Here is an 18,230-nt window from a genome sequence, read left to right on the forward strand (position 1 = left end):
AGACAGGGCATGTCGGAAAGGAGATCCCCACGTCCTGGGTTCAGCACTGTACACCGTATCCCGCAAGGGAAGTTATACTGACAAAGCCTTGATTCGACAGTGCCTGTTTTACCCTGTGCCGGTTCTCTCGAACCCACCAGAGCGATAACGTGTATTTGTACAGGAGCCTCGCCATAACGAGATCGTTGTAAAGTGTGAGGAATAATACGCTTGTTTAAATTTATCGCTCAGGAAATTAAATAATGTTTAAGAAAGGTTTAGGTAAATCTTATTAATAAAATGTTGAGGGTTTATTTAAGGTTATTCCTTTTAAATGGAGGATTAATTAACGGGGGAAGGAAAATGGCGTGGTTTGATAATCTGCTGAATCATTTTGCGCTTTATCCGGCACATCTGTTCGCGCTGTTATTCGTAATGGCGCTGAGCAAGTCCACGGTGCTGATCTCCTCCGTGCTGCCGCCCGCCTCGGTGATGCTGCTGGCGGGCATCGGCGTCAGCCAGGGGAGCATGCACCCGGCGCTGGCGTGGCTCGCCGTGGTGCTGGGGGCAACGGCGGGATCGGTGCTGAACTACCATATCGGCCAGCTGATGGGGCATACCCGGCTGGTCGCGCGCTTTACGGCGAAGCATGCCGCTACGTTTTTACGGGTTCAGCATCAGCTGCAAAAAAACGGTGTCATCGTACTGTTTACGTCGCGCTTTCTGGCGGTGTTGCGTTATGTCGTGCCGCTGGCGGCGGGGATGCTCAGGCTGAACGCCGTCAAAGTTTACGCCGTCAGCCTGCTTTCCGCCTGTGCATGGGCGGCGCTGTATGTCGGCGCGGTCACCGGCATCAGCGCCTTTTGAGTTACAGACTCCCCATTCCGCCGTCCACCAGCAGTTCCGTTCCTACCGTGTAGCTCGACTCGTCGGACGCCAGATAGAGCGCGGCTTTTGCCAGCTCCGTCGTCGAGCCCATTCTGCCGAGCGGCACCAGCTTGATGATCTCCGCCATCATCGCGTTAAGCGTCTCTTCGCTTAAGCCCGTCTTCGTAAATGCCGGCGTTTCCACCGGACCGGGGCTCAACCCGTTGACGCGGATCCCGCGCGGCAGCAGCTCCGCCGACAGCGTACGCGCCAGCGACAGGAGGGCGGCCTTGCTCGCGGCATACACGCTGCTGGTGGGCAGGCCGATGCGTGCGCTCACGGAGCCGCAGAGGATCACCGACGACGGATTATTCAGCAGCGGCAGCAGCGCCTGAATTAAAAAGAACGGTCCCTTCAGGTTGATGCCCATCAGGCGGTCCCACGCATCCTCCTGCCAGGCTTCCAGCGGCGCGTGCGTCACGTCGCCAGCGTTGAGAAACACCGCGTCCAGGCGTGGCCAGCGAGCGGCGAGAGTTTCCGCCAGCGCTTTTTGCGACGCGATATCGCCTGCGTCGGTTGGGATCACCCAGGCCTTATCGCCCAGAATGCGCTCTGCTTCGGCGAGGGTGTCCGGGTTGCGTCCGGTCACGGCGACGCGCGCCCCTTCGGCGATAAACGCCTGCGCGGTGGCAAGACCAATGCCGCTGGTGCCGCCGGTAATCAGCGTATATTTATCGGTTAAACGACCCATGTTCTTCTCCTGAAATGTCACTGGAGAAAGCACTATAGAAACGTTAGTATCGAAAGGAAACCAGGTACCAAATGAATACTAACGAGGCAAGAGGTGTGCTATGGCAGAAATGCTGGAGGTGTGCTGCGAAAAAAAATCTGAGGCGTATACCTGCCCGATGACGCAGTTTGTCAACCTGATATCCGGTAAGTGGGCGATCCCCATTCTCTATCGCCTGATTGTGTTCAACACGCCCGTACGCTTTGGCGATCTGCTGCGTGCCGCTGCCCCCATCACGCAGAAAGAGCTGACGAAGCAGCTCCGCCTGTTTGAGCAGCGCGGGCTGGTGACGCGGACGGTCTACCCGGAGATCCCCCCGCGCGTGGAGTATCAAATTACCGAGCTGGGGTTAACCCTGCAGGACGCACTTTCGCCGCTGGCCGCCTGGATGAGCGAGTACGGCGACCAGCTTGAGCGTTAGGCTACTGTTTCACGTAGCGCGGTGCCGGAACCCCGGTGCGCGCGCTGTTAAACAGCTCAAGGCGCGCCGCTTCGTAGCGATCCCACAGGGCGGCGTCATGCATCGGCGGAATAGTGATCTGTTCGCCCTGATCCAGACCCGCCAGTGACGCATCGACCATATCGTCGGTGGTCATCACCGACCCTTCCGGCAGATCGTTCACCGTAACCCCTGAATGGCTCCAGATCTCCGTCGCCGTCGCGGCGGGCAGCACGGCCTGAATGCGCACGCTGCTATCGGCAAATTCTTCCTGCAGTCCGCGGGTAAAGCTCAGTACCCAGGCTTTGGTGGCGCTGTACAACGCGCTGCCCGCACGGACATGGAGCGATAACACCGAGGCGATATTGATCAGCGTCCCGCGATTGTTCTGCGCCAGGCGGGGCAGGATAGCGTAGGTCAGACGCATCAGCGCCGTGGTGTTGAGGGTGTTGATGGCCTGATGCTGCGCCACATCGCCCGCGAGGAACGGGGCCATCTGCGCGGTGCCCGCGTTGTTTACCAGCGTATCGATGGCGGTATTGTGGCGCAGTTCATTTTCCACGGCGCGGATCCCGGCTTCATCGCTGAGATCGGCCACCAGTATAGCGACGGCCACGCCATAGCGCGCGCGCAGGTCGGCGGCGAGGGTTTTCAGGCGATCCTCGCGGCGGGCGACCAGGACCAGGTTAGCGCCGCGCGCGGCCAGGCGATCGGCATAGACGGCCCCGATCCCGGAAGAGGCGCCGGTAATTAAGGCGGTGGTGATTTGCGTAGTCATCATGTGTTACCTCAAAGCAAAGTAGGTTATTTGGTTTCAATATGAAACTGAATTAACTCTCTGCTATTTGGTTTTATAATGCAACCATTTTGCCGGGCATTTTGTGCTTTTGCCGTTGGGAACGATCAGGAGGGGAGTTTAGCCACGATCTCTTCAGGCGTCAGCTCGCGCCCATCGTCGGCGATAAGCGCCAGTTTACGCAGGGGTTTGCGCTGTTCGCTATCGACGAGAACGGTGCCGCATTCGTTTTCCGCGAACAAAAATTCATTGCCCCACTGGGAGAGAGCAACCAGCACCGTCTGGAGCGCGCGTCCCTTGTCGGTCAGAACGTATTCCTGCCAGGCGCTGCCGTCGGAGGCGGGCTGAAGCCGGAGGATGCCTTCATCGACCAGCAGCTTCAGCCGCGAGGTGAGCATGTTTTTCGCGATACCGAGGCTTTTCTGAAACTCACCGAAGCGTTTAATCCCGCGCAGCGCGTCGCGAACGATCAGCAGCGACCACCAGTCGCCAATGATATCCAGCGAACGGGCGACGGGGCAGGTGCTCTCTTCAAGGCGGGTGCGTTTCACGGTCAGGTCTCCGGTGGGTGTGGTTTTATTATAAAACTAATTAGCGCCCACCGTAAGCACGTTAATCATCAGTTTGAGAAATGCTTCCCGAAAAAACTGTCACGAATCTGTCACACTCACTGGAACATTAAAAAAACGTGAGGAACGAGGGATGAGAAAAGCACTACTCGCAGTGGCCGTGGCAGGTACCATTTCAATGACCTTTGGCGCACAGGCGCAGGAGACGCCGAAAGGCTATCAGCTGGAGCAGGTGTTAATCATGAGCCGTCACAACCTGCGCGCGCCGCTCGCCAACAACGGCAGCGTGCTGGAGCAGTCCACGCCGAAGCAGTGGCCGGAGTGGGACGTGCCGGGCGGTCAGCTCACCACCAAAGGCGGCGTGCTGGAAGTCTATATGGGCCATTACATGCGCGAGTGGCTGGCAGAGCAGGGGATGGTGAAGACGGGAGAGTGTCCGCCAGCGGATAGCGTTTATGCTTACGCCAACAGCCTGCAGCGTACTGTCGCCACCGCGCAGTTCTTTATCACCGGCGCGTTCCCGGGCTGCGACGTTCCTGTGCACCATCAGGAAAAAATGGGCACCATGGATCCGACCTTCAATCCGGTGATTACCGATAACTCGCCGGAATTCCGCGAAAAAGCGCTGAAGGCGATGGAGACCGAGCGGCAGAAAATGCAGCTTGGCGAAAGCTATAAGCTGCTGGAGCAGATGACAAATTACGCCGATTCCCCGTCCTGCAAAGAGAAAAAAGTCTGCTCGCTGGCAGACGCGAAAGATACCTTCAGCGCCGACTATGAAAAAGAGCCTGGCGTATCCGGGCCGCTGAAGGTGGGTAACTCGCTGGTGGACGCGTTCACGCTGCAGTATTACGAAGGTTTCCCGGCCGACCAGGTGGCCTGGGGTGAAATCAAGACCGACCAGCAGTGGCGCGTGCTGTCGAAGCTGAAGAACGGCTATCAGGACTCGCTGTTTACCTCCACCGAGGTGGCGCAAAACGTGGCGAAGCCGCTGGTGAAATATATCGATAAAACGCTGGTCACCGAACAGGCGAAAGCGCCTAAGATTACTCTGCTGGTAGGGCACGATTCGAACATCGCTTCACTGCTCACCGCGCTGGATTTCAAGCCGTATCAGCTGCATGACCAGCAGGAACGGACCCCGATTGGCGGCAAGATTGTCTTCCAGCGTTGGCACGACAAAAACAGCAATCAGGAGCTGATGAAAATTGAGTATGTCTACCAGAGCGGGGAGCAGCTGCGCAACGCCAGCGTGCTGTCATTGCAGTCGCCCGCGCAGCGCGTGACGCTGGAGCTGAAGGGCTGTCCGGTGGACGCGAACGGCTTCTGTCCGGTTGATAAATTCAATGCGGTCATGAATAACGCGGCGAAGTAAAAGAGAACCCCCCGCATGGCGGGGGGAAACGCTTAGACGTTTTTACGTTCGATGGTTTGCTCGCCCCAGAAGAGCGAGTCTTTGTCCGTTTTTTCGAAGGCGCGAATCAGCACTTCATCGTTGCCTTCTTCCCAAATCTGCTCGGCCAGCTTTTCGTCGTAGTTCGCGACTTCAAAGATGGCTTCGGCAATCTCCGGAGAGGTGTTGCGTAAACTTGCCCATTCGCCCACGTGGTGAGCTTTGGATTCCTGTGTTGGCATACTTTTCCTCCTGTTGGGTTAGCCGTTCAGTTTTTTAGCGAGACCCGCGACGTATTCACCCTGATAGCGGGCGATAGAGAGTTCTTCATTGCTTGGCTGACGTGAGCCATCCCCACCGGCAATGGTGGTTGCGCCGTACGGCGTCCCGCCGCGCACCTGAGAAACGTCAAACAGCTCCTGCGCGCCGTAGCCAATTGGCACAATCACCATCCCATGATGAGCAAGGGTAGTCCAGGTTGAGGTAATCGTCTGCTCCTGGCCGCCGCCGGTGCCGGTAGAGCTGAATACGCTGGCGAGTTTGCCGTACAGCGCCCCGGATGCCCAGAGCCCGCCGGTTTGATCGAGGAAGGTACGCATCTGGCCTGACATATTGCCGAAGCGGGTCGGGGTGCCGAAGATAATGGCATCATACTCCGCCAGCTCCTGCGGGGTGGCGACCGGGGCATTTTGTGTTTTTCCCCCGGCTTTGGCGAACGCTTCCGCCTGCATGGTTTCCGGTACGCGTTTTACCACAACCTCAACGCCGTCCACTCTGTTTGCACCTTCTGCTACCGCGTGAGCCATGGTTTCAATGTGTCCATACATGGAATAATAGAGCACCAGAACTTTTGCCATTTTGCATCACTCCTCGTTGGTTTTTCTGACAGCGGATCGCTGCGTTCATTTAAAGATATGACATCACGGCCAGACTGCAAAAATGAACGACATTTCTTTGATTTATAACAACATGGTTACAATACGGTGCTGTAGCAAAATGAAACAACTTTCTGGTCGTCGAATTTTAAAATGATAAGAAAGGCTTATAGATTTCCGTCGCGTTATCTGACCCGAAAGGCGGATATCATGTTGCAGAATATTACCCGTGGCTTGCCGGATAGCCTCAGTCCACTAAGCTTAGTTTCACGCGGCACAGATAAAGGCCCTGTCCTTTAGCCGCGAGGTGAAAGAATCCTCTTTTACTGAATGCAATATGATGTCTAATGTTTCACACTCTGGAGGTTAGAGATGGCAAACCATCGTGGTGGTTCAGGTAATTTCGCTGAAGACCGTGAAAGAGCATCAGAAGCAGGTCGTAAAGGTGGCCAGTCTAGCGGGGGTAACTTCAAGAACGACCCTCAGCGCGCATCAGAGGCTGGTAAAAAAGGGGGTAAAAATAGCCACGGCAGCAATAAGTAGTACGCCGGGTTGACTCCCTGCCGCCGGGTTTCCCGGCGGTTTTTTTGTGTCTGCAACATTGAACTGTAACCAAAGGCAACGCACACTACAGAATTGATCTCACTTGTTGGTGTCGCATGTCCGTCTCACGCTTTAAATTCTCCATAAAACCGCAGGAAGCTATCCTTATTCTCATCACCATGTTCTGGGGCGGGACCTTTCTTGCCGTCCAGTACGCGGTGACCCTCAGCGATCCGTTCTTTTTTGTCGGCCTGCGCTTTGCGACGGCGGCGATAGCCGTGGGGCTGATCTCCCTTAAAACGCTGCGGGGTCTGACGCTGAAGGAACTCAAGGCCGGCGTGGCGATTGGAGTTGCGATAGCGATGGGCTACAGCCTGCAGACGTGGGGATTGCAGACCATCTCCAGCAGCAAATCCGCTTTTATTACCGCCATGTACGTGCCGCTGGTGCCGCTGCTGCAATGGTTATGCCTCGGGCGGCTACCGGGGCTGATGTCCTGCATTGGCATCGTGCTGGCGTTTATCGGCCTGATTTTATTAGCCGGGCCGGAAAATAACCTGCTGGCGCTGGGGCCGGGCGAGATCATTACCCTCGTCGGGGCCATTGCCATCGCGGCGGAAATTATTCTGATCAGCGCCTGGGCTGGGAAAGTGGACGTCAAGCGCGTGACGGTGGTGCAGCTCGCGACGGCGTCGCTGGTGGCCTTCGCGACGATGGTGCCAGCCGGGGAATCCGTGCCGCCGATGTCCACGGGGCTGGTGGTGGTCGCGCTGGGGCTTGGCATCTTCAGCGCCATTATCCAGGTGACCATGAACTGGGCGCAGCGCAGCGTATCGCCAACGCGGGCGACGGTGATCTACACCGGTGAACCGGTCTGGGCGGGGATTTTCGGACGACTGGCCGGCGAGCGTTTACCGCTGCTGGCGCTGGTGGGCGCGGCGTTTATTGTCGCCGGGGTGCTGGTGAGCGAGTTGAAGTTAAAAAAACGACGTAAGGCGATTGCCGGGGTAGGTGCTGAACAAGGTGCAGATAGCTAACAACGCGCACGCTACCGTTTTGCCCGGCGGCGCTACGCTTGCGCGGGCCTACATCCCAACTGTAGGCCGGGTAAGCGTAGCGTCACCCGGCAAGAAAGTGACACACATATCAGGTGGACGGGGTGATGGCTTCCCCCTGCGCCACATCCCCTTTCCGGCGGCTCAGCAGGGCGTTAAGCAGGATCGCGCCGAAGGTCGCCGTACCAATCCCGCCAATCGTAAACCCGCCCAGCGTCAGGGCAAAATCGCCCGCGCCCAGCACCAGCGTGACGGCCACCATGATCAGGTTGCTGTTCTGGCTGAGGTCAACCCGATGCTGCACCCAAATGCGCGCCCCGGCCACGGCGATCAGCCCGAACACCACAATCGACGCGCCGCCGATGACCGGTGACGGAATGGTGTGGATCAGTGCGCCGAACTTCGGTGAGAAACCAAGAAGGATCGCCATTACCGCCGCCGCCACGAAGACCAGCGTTGAGTAGACCTTGGTCACCGCCATCACGCCGATGTTTTCCGCGTAGGTGGTCACGCCGCTGCCGCCCACGGAGCCTGAGAGCATGGTCGCCAGCCCGTCGCCGACGAACGCGCGGCCCATGTACGGATCCATGCTGCGCCCGGTCATTCCCGCCACCGCCTTCAGGTGCCCTAAGTTTTCCGCCACCAGGATCACCGCCACCGGGGCGATAAGCATCATCGCCTGCGTGTTAAAGGTGGGCGAGGTCACCTGCGGCAGACCGAACCAGGCGGCCTGATGGAGCAGGGTAAAATCGACCGGCTTGCCCATGCCGAACACGTTCGCCAGCAGGGCGTAGATCAGACAGGCGACAATCAGCCCGACCAGGATCAGCAGACGCTGGATCATCCCGCGCGTAAAGACTGCCACCAGGCCGATGCACAGCACCGTGATCACCGCCATCCAGCTTTCAAACGGCGAAGCGGAGACGCTTTTCACCGCAATCGGCGCGAGGTTCAGGCCTATCGCCATCACCACCGCGCCGGTGACGACGGGGGGCATCATCCGTTCGATCCAGCGCGTGCCGATCTTCATCACAACGAGACCAATCAGGGTATAGACCAGCCCGCAGGCGATGATGCCGCCGAGGGCCACGCTCAGGTTGGGGTTGATCCCCTGGCCGTTAAAACCGGTAGTGGCGATGACCACGCCGACAAAGGCGGCGCTGGAGCCCAGGTAGCTGGGCACGCGCCCGCCGGTAACAAAAAAGAACAGCAGGGTGCCGATTCCCGACATCAGAATAGACAGGTTGGGATCGAGCCCCATCAGCATCGGCATCAATACCGTCGCGCCAAACATCGCGACTGCATGCTGGACGCCCATCACCATGGTTTGCCCGAGCGGGAGGCGTTCATCCGGCGCGACCACGCCTGCTTCAGTAGAGGTCGATTTCAACTGCCAGTGGGGAAATCCGAACATGGTCTGTCTCCTTAAAGCGCCTTAGCAGGCGGGTCGCATAAGCGCGTGGTAGCTGCGGTCAAACCACACCAGACCTTGCGGGGCGGGGTGGCGAATAATCGATACGATGTCGCAAAACAGAATGTCGTGAGTACCGACGCTGACCACCTGACTGATGCGGCAGTCAAACGAGGCCAGCGCATCCTCCAGACGCGGGCAGCCCGTGTCGCCCGTCTGCCAGCGGGCGGCGGTAAAGCGTTCCGCCATCGGCGTTTTGCCGCCAAACAGATTGGATAAAGGCTCCTGTCCGGCGCTCAGGGTATTCACGCACAGGGTGCGGTTTTCGCTGAACGTGGGCCAGACCGACGCGCCGCGGTTCAGGCACACCAGCAGGGTGGGAGGGGAATCCGTGACGCTGCATACCGCGCTGGCGGTAAAGCCCGCCATCCCCGCCGGGCCGTCGGTGGTGATGATGTTGACCGCCGCGCCGAGGCAGGCCATGGCGTCGCGAAAGGTTTGTTTATCCGGTGTCATCACGATCGCTCCTTACGCCAGTCCGCAGGCATCGTCGAAGGTCAGGCGCGGCAGGCGCCCGTAAAGTTTGCGCGTATCGCCATAGCCAATGTTGATCAGCAGGTTGCTTTTAAGCGTTGTGCCGGTGAAAAAGGCCTCGTCGACCTTTTGTCGGTTAAAGCCCGACATCGGGCCGGTGTCCAGCCCCAGGGCGCGACAGGCGAAAATCAGATACGCGGCCTGCATTGAGCTGTTGCGAAAGGCCGTCTCTTCCGCCAGCGCGGGGCTTGCGGTAAACCAGCTTCTGGCATCGCCGTGCGGGAACAGCTCTGGCAGGCGCTCGTAGAATTCCCCGTCCCAGGCGACAATCGCTGTCACCGGGGCGGTAAGCGTTTTATCGAGGTTGCCGCTGGAGAGCGCCGGGCGCAGCTTCTCTTTTCCCTCTACGCTTCGCACAAAGACAATGCGCGCCGGTGAGCAGTTGGCAGACGTTGGGCCCCATTTCATCAGGTCATACATCTCGCGCAGCGTCTCGTCGCTGACCGGCATATCCAGCCAGCCGTTGTGGGTGCGGGCACCGGTGAACAGCGTTTCCAGCGCGGCGGGGGTAATGGCTTCGCTCATTAAAGCTCCTTATAAAGCGGGTTCAGGGCTGTGCAGTAGGCTGGCAAGCCCGTTCAGCAGCAGGGTGTTAAAGGTGTCCGGCTCGGTGACGTTGCAGGCATGTCCGCCCTGGCGCATGACCGTTTTGTGGGCGTGCGGGAGGGCGGCGTGCAGTTCAGCGGAACAGACGGACGGCACCAGCACGTCGTCGGCGGAACAGATAATGTGCACCGGGCAGCGAATGCGTGCGGACTGGCGGCGGAAGTCGGCTTTTTTCAGGGCGCTGAGCCTGCGCAGCAGGTTGGTTTTACCCTGGAAATGGGCCAGCGCCAGCGCTTCTTCGGCCTCCAGACGCGGCGCGCGGGCGGCCATCCAGTCTGCCGGGTAGAGAAACAGCGGCTGCGCCTCGACCCACGCCTGCGCGCCGCCGGAATGCAGCAGCCGCTCGCGAACGTCAAAACAGCGGCGGGTGTGGGCATTGAGGGTCAGCCAGCCGTTGACGCACACCAGCGCGGTGAGGGCGTCGGGCCTGTCGAGGGCCAGCTGCAGGCCGACCAGCGCGCCGAGCGCGTGCCCGACGACGCTGTAGCGCGCAATGCCTGCGTCAGCCAGCGCCTGGGCGAGCTCGTCTGCCATCTGCGCAAGGCTGTAACCCTCCGGCAGGGTGTCGGGGTTATTGCCCGTTCCCCGCTGGTCATAGCACACCACCTGATACTCCGGCTCCAGCGCGGCCTGCTGGGGCAGCCAGTAGCTGCCGCTGCCGCCGAGACCGGAAATAAAGACCACCACGGGCGCACCCTCGTACGGCGGCGGCGAGACGGAAAGTTTCATGCCTGCCTCACTTCGCGATGTGCGCAACGGTGGCGATCTCAACCAGCGCGTCCGGTTTTACCAGCCCGCACTGAATGCAGAACCGCGCCGGTTTATCGCCGGGGAAGAACTCGGCGTAGATTTCGTTAATCGCGGCGTAGTTTTTCCAGTCGGTGATAAAGATGCTGTTGAAGGTCACGTCCTCCATGGTGCCACCCGCCGTTTCGATCACGGTTTTGATCGTCTCCAGTACGTGGCGGGTTTGCGCCTTTGGGTCGTTGATAAACACCACGTTGTTGTCTTTGTCAAACGGCAGCGTGCCCGAGACATACACCACGCCGTCGGCGAGGGTGCCGGGGACGAACGGGGCGATGGGCGTGCTGGTGCCCGGCGGGATGATTACGGATTTCGGCATCGTGTGTCTCCTCAGGCGATACGGGCGAGCGGAGGATTCAGGGCGTCGCAGAAATCCGCAACGTTACTGACCCAGCCAAAAAAGGTTTCGATATTGAACAAAGCTGCCTTTTGGGCGAATTCCGGCCCGGCCTGGTGGGTGGCGTCTTCCAGCACCACGCCGAAATACTCGAGGAAAAAGCCGTCGCGCAGGGTCGATTCCACGCACACGTTGGTGGCAATGCCGGTGAACACCAGGTGGCGAATGCCCCGGCTGCGCAGCAGGCTGTCGAGCGGGGTGTTGAAAAAGCCGCTGTAGCGTGGTTTCGGCAGGACGATATCACCCGCCTGCGGGACCAACTCATCCACCAGCTGATAATCCCAGCCGCCTTTGGCCAGCAGCTTGCCCTGCAGTTCGGGCCGCTTGCGCATGGTTTTCAGGGCGTTCGACTTGTGGAAGTTGGGCGAGCCGGGGCCGCCTGCCTCGACGTACTGGTCATCCCAGCCGTTCTGGAACCAGACGATGAGCATGCCCGCCGCGCGCGCGGCGGCGACGGCGGTTTTGATGTTCTCGATCACAGGCCTTGTGGCGGAGACGTCGAACCCCGCCAGATCCAGATAACCGCCCTGGCTGGCATAGGCGTTTTGCATGTCCACCACGATCAGCGCGCTCTGCTGCGGCGCAAAGGTGATGGCTTCCGGGCGAGCGTTTAAGGTCGTCATTACGCCACCTCCTTCGTGACGGCAGGGATATGGGCGCGGCACTGCATCAGCGGCTGGATGCGCTCGCCGAAGGTTTCCACGCCGGTGAGGAAATCATCGAAGGTCAGCAGGACGCCCTCCGCCCCGGGAACGGCTGCCACTTCGTCGAGCATCCTGGCAACGCTGGCGTACGAGCCAACCAGCGTGCCCATGTTGATATTGACGGCGGAGGTCGGGTCGGCCATCTGGCGCACGTTGGTGTCTGCGCCGGAACGGGTGTCTTTCTGGCTCTGCTCGGTAAGCCAGCTCAGGGCTTCGTCGTCAGCGCCGTCCTTATACCGCTCCCATTTGGCGCGCGCGGCGTCGTCCGTTTCGTCGGCAATGACCATGAACAGCACGTACGAGCCCACGTCGCGCCCGGTTTTGTCGGCGGCCTCCTTCATGCGTGCCGCGGTCGGGGCAAAGGCGGCAGGGGTGTTAACGCCTTTGCCGAAGCAGAAGTTGAAGTCAGCATATTTCGCGGAGAATTCCATCCCCGCGTCGCTCTGCCCGGCGCAAATCACCTTCATCGGCACCGACGGCTGCGGGCTGACGCGGCAGTCGTTCATGGTAAAGAAGTCGCCTTTGAAGTCGCTTTTGCCGGTGCCCCACAGGTCGCGCAGCACCTGTACGTATTCGGTCAGGTAGTCGTAGCGACGGGAGAAGTAATCGTCCCCCGGCCAGAGTCCCATCTGCTCGTACTCCGGTTTTTGCCAGCCGGTGACCAGGTTAACGCCAAAGCGCCCGCCGGAGATGGAGTCGATGGTGGAGGCCATGCGTGCCACGATCGCGGGCGGAAGGGTGAGGGTGGCCGCGGTGGCGTAGATCTGGATCCGCGAGGTAACCGCTGCCAGCCCGGCCATCAGTGTGAAGGACTCCAGGTTGTGATCCCAGAATTCCGTTTTGCCGCCAAAGCCGCGCAGCTTGATCATCGAAAGCGCAAAGTCGAAATGGTAGTGCTCCGCTTTCTGCACGATGGCTTTGTTCAGCTCAAAGGTCGGCATGTACTGCGGTGCAGTGGTCGAGATAAGCCAGCCGTTGTTGCCGATGGGTACAAATACGCCAATTTTCATCACGAACCTCTCTTCATTACGTCGCAGGTGTAACGGTGGTTTTGCAAAGGCAATGCCAGTTTTGAAAACGCTTGTGTTATTAATGTGTTAATGGGGGGTTGGGGAATTGATGCCGCTAAATGTGGACTAAATGGTCAAAAACATTGCACAGAAAACAGGCACTCATGCGCGATGGGAGTGCAGAAGGTCGTGGCGAGGCGGGGGTTTTGCTATGCTGAGCGCAGGAAAGAAAATGGAGAGCGGAAATGACACAAGGCGCAGTGAAAACACCCGGAAAACGTTCGCAGGCGGTGAGCGCCAAAAAGCAGGCGATCCTCAGCGCCGCGCTGGAGACCTTTTCACAGTTTGGCATTCACGGCACGCGCCTGGAGCAGGTGGCGGAGCAGTCCGGGGTGTCTAAAACCAATCTGCTCTACTATTACCCGTCGAAAGAGGCGCTGTATGTGGCGGTGATGCAGCAGATCCTCGATATCTGGCTGGCGCCGCTGAAAGCGTTCCGCGAGGAGCTGGCCCCGCTGGTGGCGATTAAAGAGTACATTCGCCTGAAGCTGGAGGTGTCGCGCGATTACCCGCAGGCGTCAAGGCTGTTCTGCCTCGAGATGCTGCAGGGCGCGCCGCTGCTGCAGGCGGAGCTGACGGGGGATTTAAAGCAGCTGGTGGACGATAAGTCGGCGATTATCGCCGGATGGGTTGCCAGCGGAAAGCTGGCCCCGGTCGACCCGCAGCACCTGATCTTTATGATTTGGGCCGCTACCCAGCATTACGCTGACTTTGCGGCCCAGGTCGAGGCGGTAACCGGTAAAACGCTCCAGGACGAGGCGTTTTTCCAGAGCACCCTCGAAAACGTGCAGCGGATGATTATCGAAGGGATCCGCGTGCGTTAATTGCCCGGCGGGAGAGGGCAGCTTAAGTCGCCCTCTTCACATTGCATCAGCGAGGCCAGAAACGCCTCGCGCTCCACGGTTTTTTCCGCCAGGCACTGGTTAACAATCATTGGCTGGACGCTCCCGCCTTCCGTCCCCGAACCGATAAACGCGCAGTCCGCGTCGCGCAGGGTAATCCACGCCTGTTGCGCTTTTTTCAGCAGGTCGCGCTGGGGGGCCGCCGCGCGTTTGATGGCGGCCTGGTAGGTCTGGTTGAGTTTTTTATCGGCTGCCTGGTACTGCTGCGCGCTACAGGTGTTCAGTTCAAGCTGCGTAGTGGCGTTGTCGCACTCGTTGGCCAGCGCGCTGGTGCTGAGCAGCAGTGCCGCACCGGCGATAAGATATCGTTTCATATACTCCCCAATAAAATAAGGCTCCGTCTCCGGAGCCTTATTAGCACAGCGTTAGCCGATTGTCATCAGGCTGGCGTTACCGCCCGCCGCCGCGGTGTTGACGCTGAGCGAGCGCTCCACGTACAGACGCTCCAGCAGCAGGTTGGTTTCCCCGCGGGCGAAGCCCTGCACGGAAACAATCGCCCCGCTGCGGGCCGCCACCTGCTCGCACAGCTCGCGCAGCTGGTCGGAATCACCGTGGTAGATCACCGCGTCAAACGGCTGGGTTAGCAGGGCATCGGCTTTTGCGAAGTGAATACGGGCCGAGACCGCTTTCGGCAGCTGTTTGGCGAGATCGCGATGCAGCGCATCGTCCGGCCACAGCACTTCACACCCGGTGGCCATCGCCGCGGCTAGCTGTACCAGCGCGTCCTGCTCGTTATCCGCCACGCACAGTACGCGCTCGCGCGGCATCAGCGTCCAGGTGTTGCGCTCGCCGGTTGGCCCCGGCAGCAGACGCTGGGTACCGGCCTGCGCCAGCTCGCCGTACTGCTGCGCAACCGCACGCAGCTCAGGACGTTTTTCCGCCCAGGCGATCAGCGCCTCCAGCGGCTGGGTTAGCACGGTTTTCAGCTGCGCATCCACCGGATACTCCGCATCCTGACGCGCCAGGGTGACTCCCAGTGCGTTCTCAGGACGGTTCGCCAGCAGACGATACAGGTAGAGCGGGCCGCCCGCTTTCGGACCCGTACCGGAGAGGCCTTCGCCGCCGAACGGCTGCACGCCCACGACCGCGCCAACCATGTTGCGGTTGACGTACAGGTTGCCGACTTTGGCCGTGCCGGTGACCTGCGCAATGGTCTCGTCGATACGGGTATGCACGCCGAGCGTCAGGCCGTAGCCGGAGGCGTTGATCTGGTCGATAAGCGCGTTGAGGTTGTTACGGTTGTAACGCACCACGTGCAGCACCGGGCCGAAGACCTCTTTTTTCAGCTCGTCGAAGCTTGCCAGCTCAATCAGCGTAGGCGGCACGAAGGTGCCAGTCTGCCACTCGCGGGCATCTTCGCTGTTCTCGCGCACCGCCTGGAACACCGGACGGCCTTTGGCGCGCATGGCCTGAATATGGTTTTCAATGTTGGCTTTGGCTTCCGCGTCGATCACCGGCCCGATGTCGGTGGTGAGACGGCCCGGGTTGCCCATGCGGCATTCCGCCATCGCGCCGCGCAGCATCTTCAGCGTGTGGTCAGCCACGTCATCCTGTAAGCACAGCACGCGCAGGGCGGAGCAGCGTTGACCGGCGCTGTCGAAGGCGGAGGCCAGCACGTCAACAACCACCTGCTCGGTGAGCGCGGAGGAGTCAACAATCATGGCGTTCATGCCGCCAGTTTCGGCGATAAGCGGGGTAGGACGACCCTGCGCATCCAGACGGGTGGCGATGTTGCGTTGCAGCAGGGAGGCCACTTCGGTCGAACCGGTAAACATAACGCCGCGAACGCGGTTATCGGAGGTGAGTTTGGCGCCCACCGTTTCACCACGCCCTGGCAGCAGTTGCACCACGCCCGCCGGAACGCCTGCTTCCAGAAGAATGTTGATGCCCTGGGCGGCAATCAGCGGGGTTTGCTCTGCCGGTTTCGCCAGCACGCTGTTGCCTGCGGCAAGGGCGGCTGCAATCTGGCCGGTGAAGATGGCCAGCGGGAAGTTCCACGGGCTGATACAGACCACCGGACCGAGCGGACGGTGCGTTTCGTTGTCGAAATCATCGCGCACCTGACCGGCGTAGTAGTGCAGGAAGTCGACCGCCTCACGCACTTCGGCGATGGCGTTGCTGAAGGTTTTACCCGCTTCGCGCACCAGAATGCCGATGAGCTGCTGCATCTGATCTTCCATCAGCACCGCGGCGCGTTCCAGAATGGCGGCACGCTCCTGCGGCGGGGTGGCGAACCAGATTGGCGCGTTATTCACCGCGCTCTCCAGCGCCTGTTCCACTTCCGCTTCGGTTGCTTCACGCGCGTAGCCGACGATGTCCTTCGGCTCTGCCGGGTTGATCACCGGCTGCATTTCACCGTCCTCAACGGACTGCTCAAGGATCGGTTTGGCCTGCCATTTCTGCAATGCGCTGTTGAGCAGGGCAGAGGAGAGCGACGCCAGACGGTGTTCGTTCGCCAGATCCAGGCCCGCCGAGTTGACGCGGCCCGCGCCGTACAGCTCGCGCGGCAGGGCAATTTTCGGATGCGGCAGACCAATCTGGCCTTCCTGCGCCGCCAGCTTCTCAACGGCCTGCACCGGATCGGCCACCAGTTCGTCGAGCGGCAGGGTGGTGTCGGCGATGCGGTTAACGAAGGAGGTGTTCGCCCCGTTCTCCAGCAGACGACGCACCAGGTACGCCAGCAGGGTTTCGTGGGTGCCCACCGGGGCATAGATGCGGCACGGGCGGTTCAGCTTGCCGTCCGCCACTTTACCGGTGACCTGCTCGTACAGCGGTTCGCCCATGCCGTGCAGGCACTGGAACTCGTACTGGCCCGGATAATAGTTCTGCCCGGCCAGGCTGTAGATCGCCGCCAGGGTATGGGCGTTGTGGGTCGCGAACTGCGGATAAATCAGGTTCGGCACGCCGAGCAGTTTTTTCGCGCACGCGAGGTAAGAGACGTCGGTGTAGACCTTGCGGGTATAAACCGGATAGCCTTCCAGACCTTCCATCTGGGCGCGTTTGATTTCGCTGTCCCAGTAGGCGCCTTTCACCAGGCGGATCATCAGGCGGCGACGGCTGCGGCTGGCCAGGTCAATCAGGTAATCAATGACGAACGGACAGCGTTTCTGGTAGGCCTGGATGACGAAACCAATCCCGTTCCAGCCTGCCAGTTCCGGCTCGAAGCACAGTTTTTCCAGCAGATCGAGGGAGATCTCCAGACGGTCAGCCTCTTCGGCGTCGATATTAATGCCGATGTCATACTGGCGCGCCAGCAGGGTCAGGGACTTCAGGCGCGGATAGAGCTCTTCCATCACCCGGTCGTACTGCGCGCGGCTATAGCGCGGGTGCAGGGCGGAGAGCTTAATAGAGATGCCCGGGCCTTCATAAATACCGCGACCGTTGGACGCTTTACCGATGGCGTGGATCGCCTGCTGGTAAGAGACCATGTAGGCCTGCGCATCGGCGGCGGTGAGCGCCGCTTCGCCCAGCATGTCATAGGAGTAGCGGAAACCTTTGTCTTCCAGCTTGCGGGCATTCGCCAGCGCTTCGGCAATGGTTTCCCCGGTGACGAATTGCTCGCCCATCAGGCGCATCGCCATGTCCACGCCCTTGCGGATCAGCGGCTCGCCGCTCTTGCCGATAATGCGGTTCAGAGAGCGTGACAGGTTGGCTTCGTTATGGGTGGAGACCAGCTTGCCGGTAAACAGCAGACCCCAGGTGGCGGCGTTGACGAACAGCGACGGGCTGCGGCCAATGTGGGAGTGCCAGTTGCCGTTGCTGATCTTGTCGCGGATCAGCGCATCGCGGGTAGCTTTATCCGGAATACGCAGCAGCGCTTCCGCCAGGCACATCAGCGCCACGCCCTCCTGTGAGGAGAGGGAGAACTCCTGCAACAGGCCCTGCACCATCCCGGCGCGGCCGGTGGCGGTTTTCTGGTTGCGCAGCTTGTCGGCTAACTGATACGCCAGGCTGTGCGCCTGGGCGGCAACGGCTTCCGGCAGGCGGGCCTGCTCCAGCAGCATCGGCACGGCGTCGGTTTCGGCGCGGCGGTAAGCCCCGGTAATGGCGGCGCGGCTGACGGACTGAGGCAGGATCTGCTCGGCAAATTCGAGGAACGGCTGGTGGTTCTCTTCCACCGCCGTCGCGGCGTCTTCGCTTTCGTTCGCTGCGCCCGCCAGCAGGGCAGGCAGCTCCGGCAGGCCGTCTTCGCTCTCCAGCCTTTCCAGATAGTTAAAAATCGCCTGCTTGATTAACCAGTGCGGTGTGCGGTCAATGCGGGTTGCTGCGGTCTTAATCCGTTCGCGGGTCGCGTCATCCAGCTTAACCCCCATGGTGGTCATCCCCATGCCAAAACTCCTGTTGTTCTGTAATAGCGTTCTGTTGATAGCGTGAAATATCCACCATGTTGCAACTTTGTGCAACCGTGTTAAATGTGACCTGGTTTGCAAGCTGGA

20 protein-coding genes and 1 riboswitch are annotated in these 18,230 nt (G+C 60.1%); of the genes, 6 read left to right on the forward strand and 14 right to left on the reverse strand.

The window, feature by feature from the left end:
- Positions 1 to 18 precede the first annotated feature (18 nt).
- Positions 19 to 188: riboswitch (M-box (ykoK) riboswitch) on the reverse strand.
- A 154-nt stretch (positions 189 to 342) separates the two neighbouring features.
- A complete protein-coding gene (locus IM265_RS10980) occupies positions 343 to 846 on the forward strand; it encodes a DedA family protein (RefSeq protein ID WP_041910556.1) in 504 nt (167 codons plus the stop codon).
- 1 nt (position 847) lies between these two features.
- Here the strand turns inward: IM265_RS10980 and IM265_RS10985 are convergent, their stop codons facing one another.
- The gene (locus IM265_RS10985; RefSeq protein WP_028012645.1) at positions 848 to 1,597 is read right to left on the reverse strand and encodes an SDR family oxidoreductase; all 750 of its coding nucleotides are present in this window, start codon (positions 1,595 to 1,597) and stop codon (positions 848 to 850) included.
- A 100-nt stretch (positions 1,598 to 1,697) separates the two neighbouring features.
- Between IM265_RS10985 and IM265_RS10990 the strand changes: the two genes are divergently transcribed.
- Complete coding sequence (locus IM265_RS10990) at positions 1,698 to 2,057, forward strand: helix-turn-helix domain-containing protein (protein ID WP_023335206.1); 360 nt, start codon at positions 1,698 to 1,700, stop codon at positions 2,055 to 2,057.
- 1 nt (position 2,058) lies between these two features.
- Here the strand turns inward: IM265_RS10990 and IM265_RS10995 are convergent, their stop codons facing one another.
- Both IM265_RS10995 and IM265_RS11000 read right to left on the reverse strand, forming a co-directional pair.
- Positions 2,059 to 2,853 carry an SDR family oxidoreductase gene (locus IM265_RS10995; protein WP_028012646.1) on the reverse strand — a complete coding sequence of 265 codons (795 nt, stop codon included), beginning with the start codon at positions 2,851 to 2,853 and terminating at the stop codon, positions 2,059 to 2,061.
- A 125-nt stretch (positions 2,854 to 2,978) separates the two neighbouring features.
- Positions 2,979 to 3,422: a helix-turn-helix domain-containing protein gene (locus IM265_RS11000; RefSeq protein ID WP_028012647.1), complete on the reverse strand. Its 444-nt coding sequence runs from the start codon at positions 3,420 to 3,422 to the stop codon at positions 2,979 to 2,981.
- Positions 3,423 to 3,573: 151 nt separating this feature from the next.
- On the opposite strand from IM265_RS11000, the gene agp reads away from it, so the two are divergent.
- Positions 3,574 to 4,815: a bifunctional glucose-1-phosphatase/inositol phosphatase gene (agp, locus tag IM265_RS11005; protein WP_182035288.1), complete on the forward strand. Its 1,242-nt coding sequence runs from the start codon at positions 3,574 to 3,576 to the stop codon at positions 4,813 to 4,815.
- Positions 4,816 to 4,847: 32 nt separating this feature from the next.
- Here the strand turns inward: agp and IM265_RS11010 are convergent, their stop codons facing one another.
- Together IM265_RS11010 and wrbA are read right to left on the reverse strand one after the other, a co-directional pair.
- Positions 4,848 to 5,075, reverse strand: a complete 228-nt coding sequence (locus IM265_RS11010; RefSeq protein WP_028012649.1) for a YccJ family protein — start codon at positions 5,073 to 5,075, stop codon at positions 4,848 to 4,850.
- Between the two features lie 18 nt (positions 5,076 to 5,093).
- On the reverse strand, positions 5,094 to 5,690 hold the full coding sequence (gene wrbA / locus IM265_RS11015) for an NAD(P)H:quinone oxidoreductase (protein ID WP_041910554.1): 597 nt from the start codon (positions 5,688 to 5,690) through the stop codon (positions 5,094 to 5,096).
- Positions 5,691 to 6,080: 390 nt separating this feature from the next.
- Between wrbA and IM265_RS11020 the strand changes: the two genes are divergently transcribed.
- Both IM265_RS11020 and IM265_RS11025 read left to right on the forward strand, forming a co-directional pair.
- A complete protein-coding gene (locus IM265_RS11020) occupies positions 6,081 to 6,251 on the forward strand; it encodes a general stress protein (protein ID WP_001273664.1) in 171 nt (56 codons plus the stop codon).
- 116 nt (positions 6,252 to 6,367) lie between these two features.
- Positions 6,368 to 7,288 (forward strand): DMT family transporter, encoded by a 921-nt coding sequence (locus IM265_RS11025; RefSeq protein WP_150143326.1) that lies wholly within the window; start codon positions 6,368 to 6,370, stop codon positions 7,286 to 7,288.
- Positions 7,289 to 7,397: 109 nt separating this feature from the next.
- On the opposite strand, the gene rutG is transcribed toward IM265_RS11025, so the two are convergent.
- From rutG to rutA, 7 genes are read right to left on the reverse strand one after another with little or no spacing between them, the layout of a single operon-like run.
- A complete protein-coding gene (rutG, locus tag IM265_RS11030) occupies positions 7,398 to 8,720 on the reverse strand; it encodes a pyrimidine utilization transport protein G (RefSeq protein WP_047364260.1) in 1,323 nt (440 codons plus the stop codon).
- A 21-nt stretch (positions 8,721 to 8,741) separates the two neighbouring features.
- The gene (gene rutF / locus IM265_RS11035; protein ID WP_206689346.1) at positions 8,742 to 9,233 is read right to left on the reverse strand and encodes an NADH-dependent FMN reductase RutF; all 492 of its coding nucleotides are present in this window, start codon (positions 9,231 to 9,233) and stop codon (positions 8,742 to 8,744) included.
- Between the two features lie 12 nt (positions 9,234 to 9,245).
- Positions 9,246 to 9,836 carry a malonic semialdehyde reductase gene (locus IM265_RS11040; protein ID WP_182035286.1) on the reverse strand — a complete coding sequence of 197 codons (591 nt, stop codon included), beginning with the start codon at positions 9,834 to 9,836 and terminating at the stop codon, positions 9,246 to 9,248.
- A 9-nt stretch (positions 9,837 to 9,845) separates the two neighbouring features.
- Complete coding sequence (gene rutD / locus IM265_RS11045; RefSeq protein WP_028012656.1) at positions 9,846 to 10,646, reverse strand: pyrimidine utilization protein D; 801 nt, start codon at positions 10,644 to 10,646, stop codon at positions 9,846 to 9,848.
- A 7-nt stretch (positions 10,647 to 10,653) separates the two neighbouring features.
- The gene (gene rutC, locus IM265_RS11050) at positions 10,654 to 11,040 is read right to left on the reverse strand and encodes a pyrimidine utilization protein C (RefSeq protein WP_008499822.1); all 387 of its coding nucleotides are present in this window, start codon (positions 11,038 to 11,040) and stop codon (positions 10,654 to 10,656) included.
- Between the two features lie 11 nt (positions 11,041 to 11,051).
- The gene (rutB, locus tag IM265_RS11055) at positions 11,052 to 11,741 is read right to left on the reverse strand and encodes a pyrimidine utilization protein B (RefSeq protein ID WP_063943692.1); all 690 of its coding nucleotides are present in this window, start codon (positions 11,739 to 11,741) and stop codon (positions 11,052 to 11,054) included.
- Entirely contained in the window at positions 11,741 to 12,832 is a 1,092-nt protein-coding gene (gene rutA / locus IM265_RS11060; RefSeq protein WP_041910549.1) for a pyrimidine utilization protein A, read from the reverse strand. The genes rutB and rutA overlap by 1 nt, the downstream gene beginning before the upstream one ends.
- A gap of 245 nt (positions 12,833 to 13,077) precedes the next feature.
- Between rutA and rutR the strand changes: the two genes are divergently transcribed.
- A complete protein-coding gene (gene rutR, locus IM265_RS11065) occupies positions 13,078 to 13,716 on the forward strand; it encodes an HTH-type transcriptional regulator RutR (protein ID WP_182035284.1) in 639 nt (212 codons plus the stop codon).
- Here the strand turns inward: rutR and IM265_RS11070 are convergent.
- On the reverse strand, positions 13,713 to 14,108 hold the full coding sequence (locus IM265_RS11070) for a lysozyme inhibitor LprI family protein (protein WP_041910548.1): 396 nt from the start codon (positions 14,106 to 14,108) through the stop codon (positions 13,713 to 13,715). The two genes, rutR and IM265_RS11070, sit on opposite strands and share 4 nt — an antisense overlap.
- Positions 14,109 to 14,159: 51 nt before the next feature.
- Complete coding sequence (putA, locus tag IM265_RS11075; protein WP_193030976.1) at positions 14,160 to 18,122, reverse strand: trifunctional transcriptional regulator/proline dehydrogenase/L-glutamate gamma-semialdehyde dehydrogenase; 3,963 nt, start codon at positions 18,120 to 18,122, stop codon at positions 14,160 to 14,162.
- Between the last annotated feature and the right edge of the window lie 108 nt (positions 18,123 to 18,230).

This window comes from Enterobacter cloacae complex sp. P17RS, from assembly GCF_014895885.1.
GTDB classification, from domain to species: domain Bacteria; phylum Pseudomonadota; class Gammaproteobacteria; order Enterobacterales; family Enterobacteriaceae; genus Enterobacter; species Enterobacter bugandensis.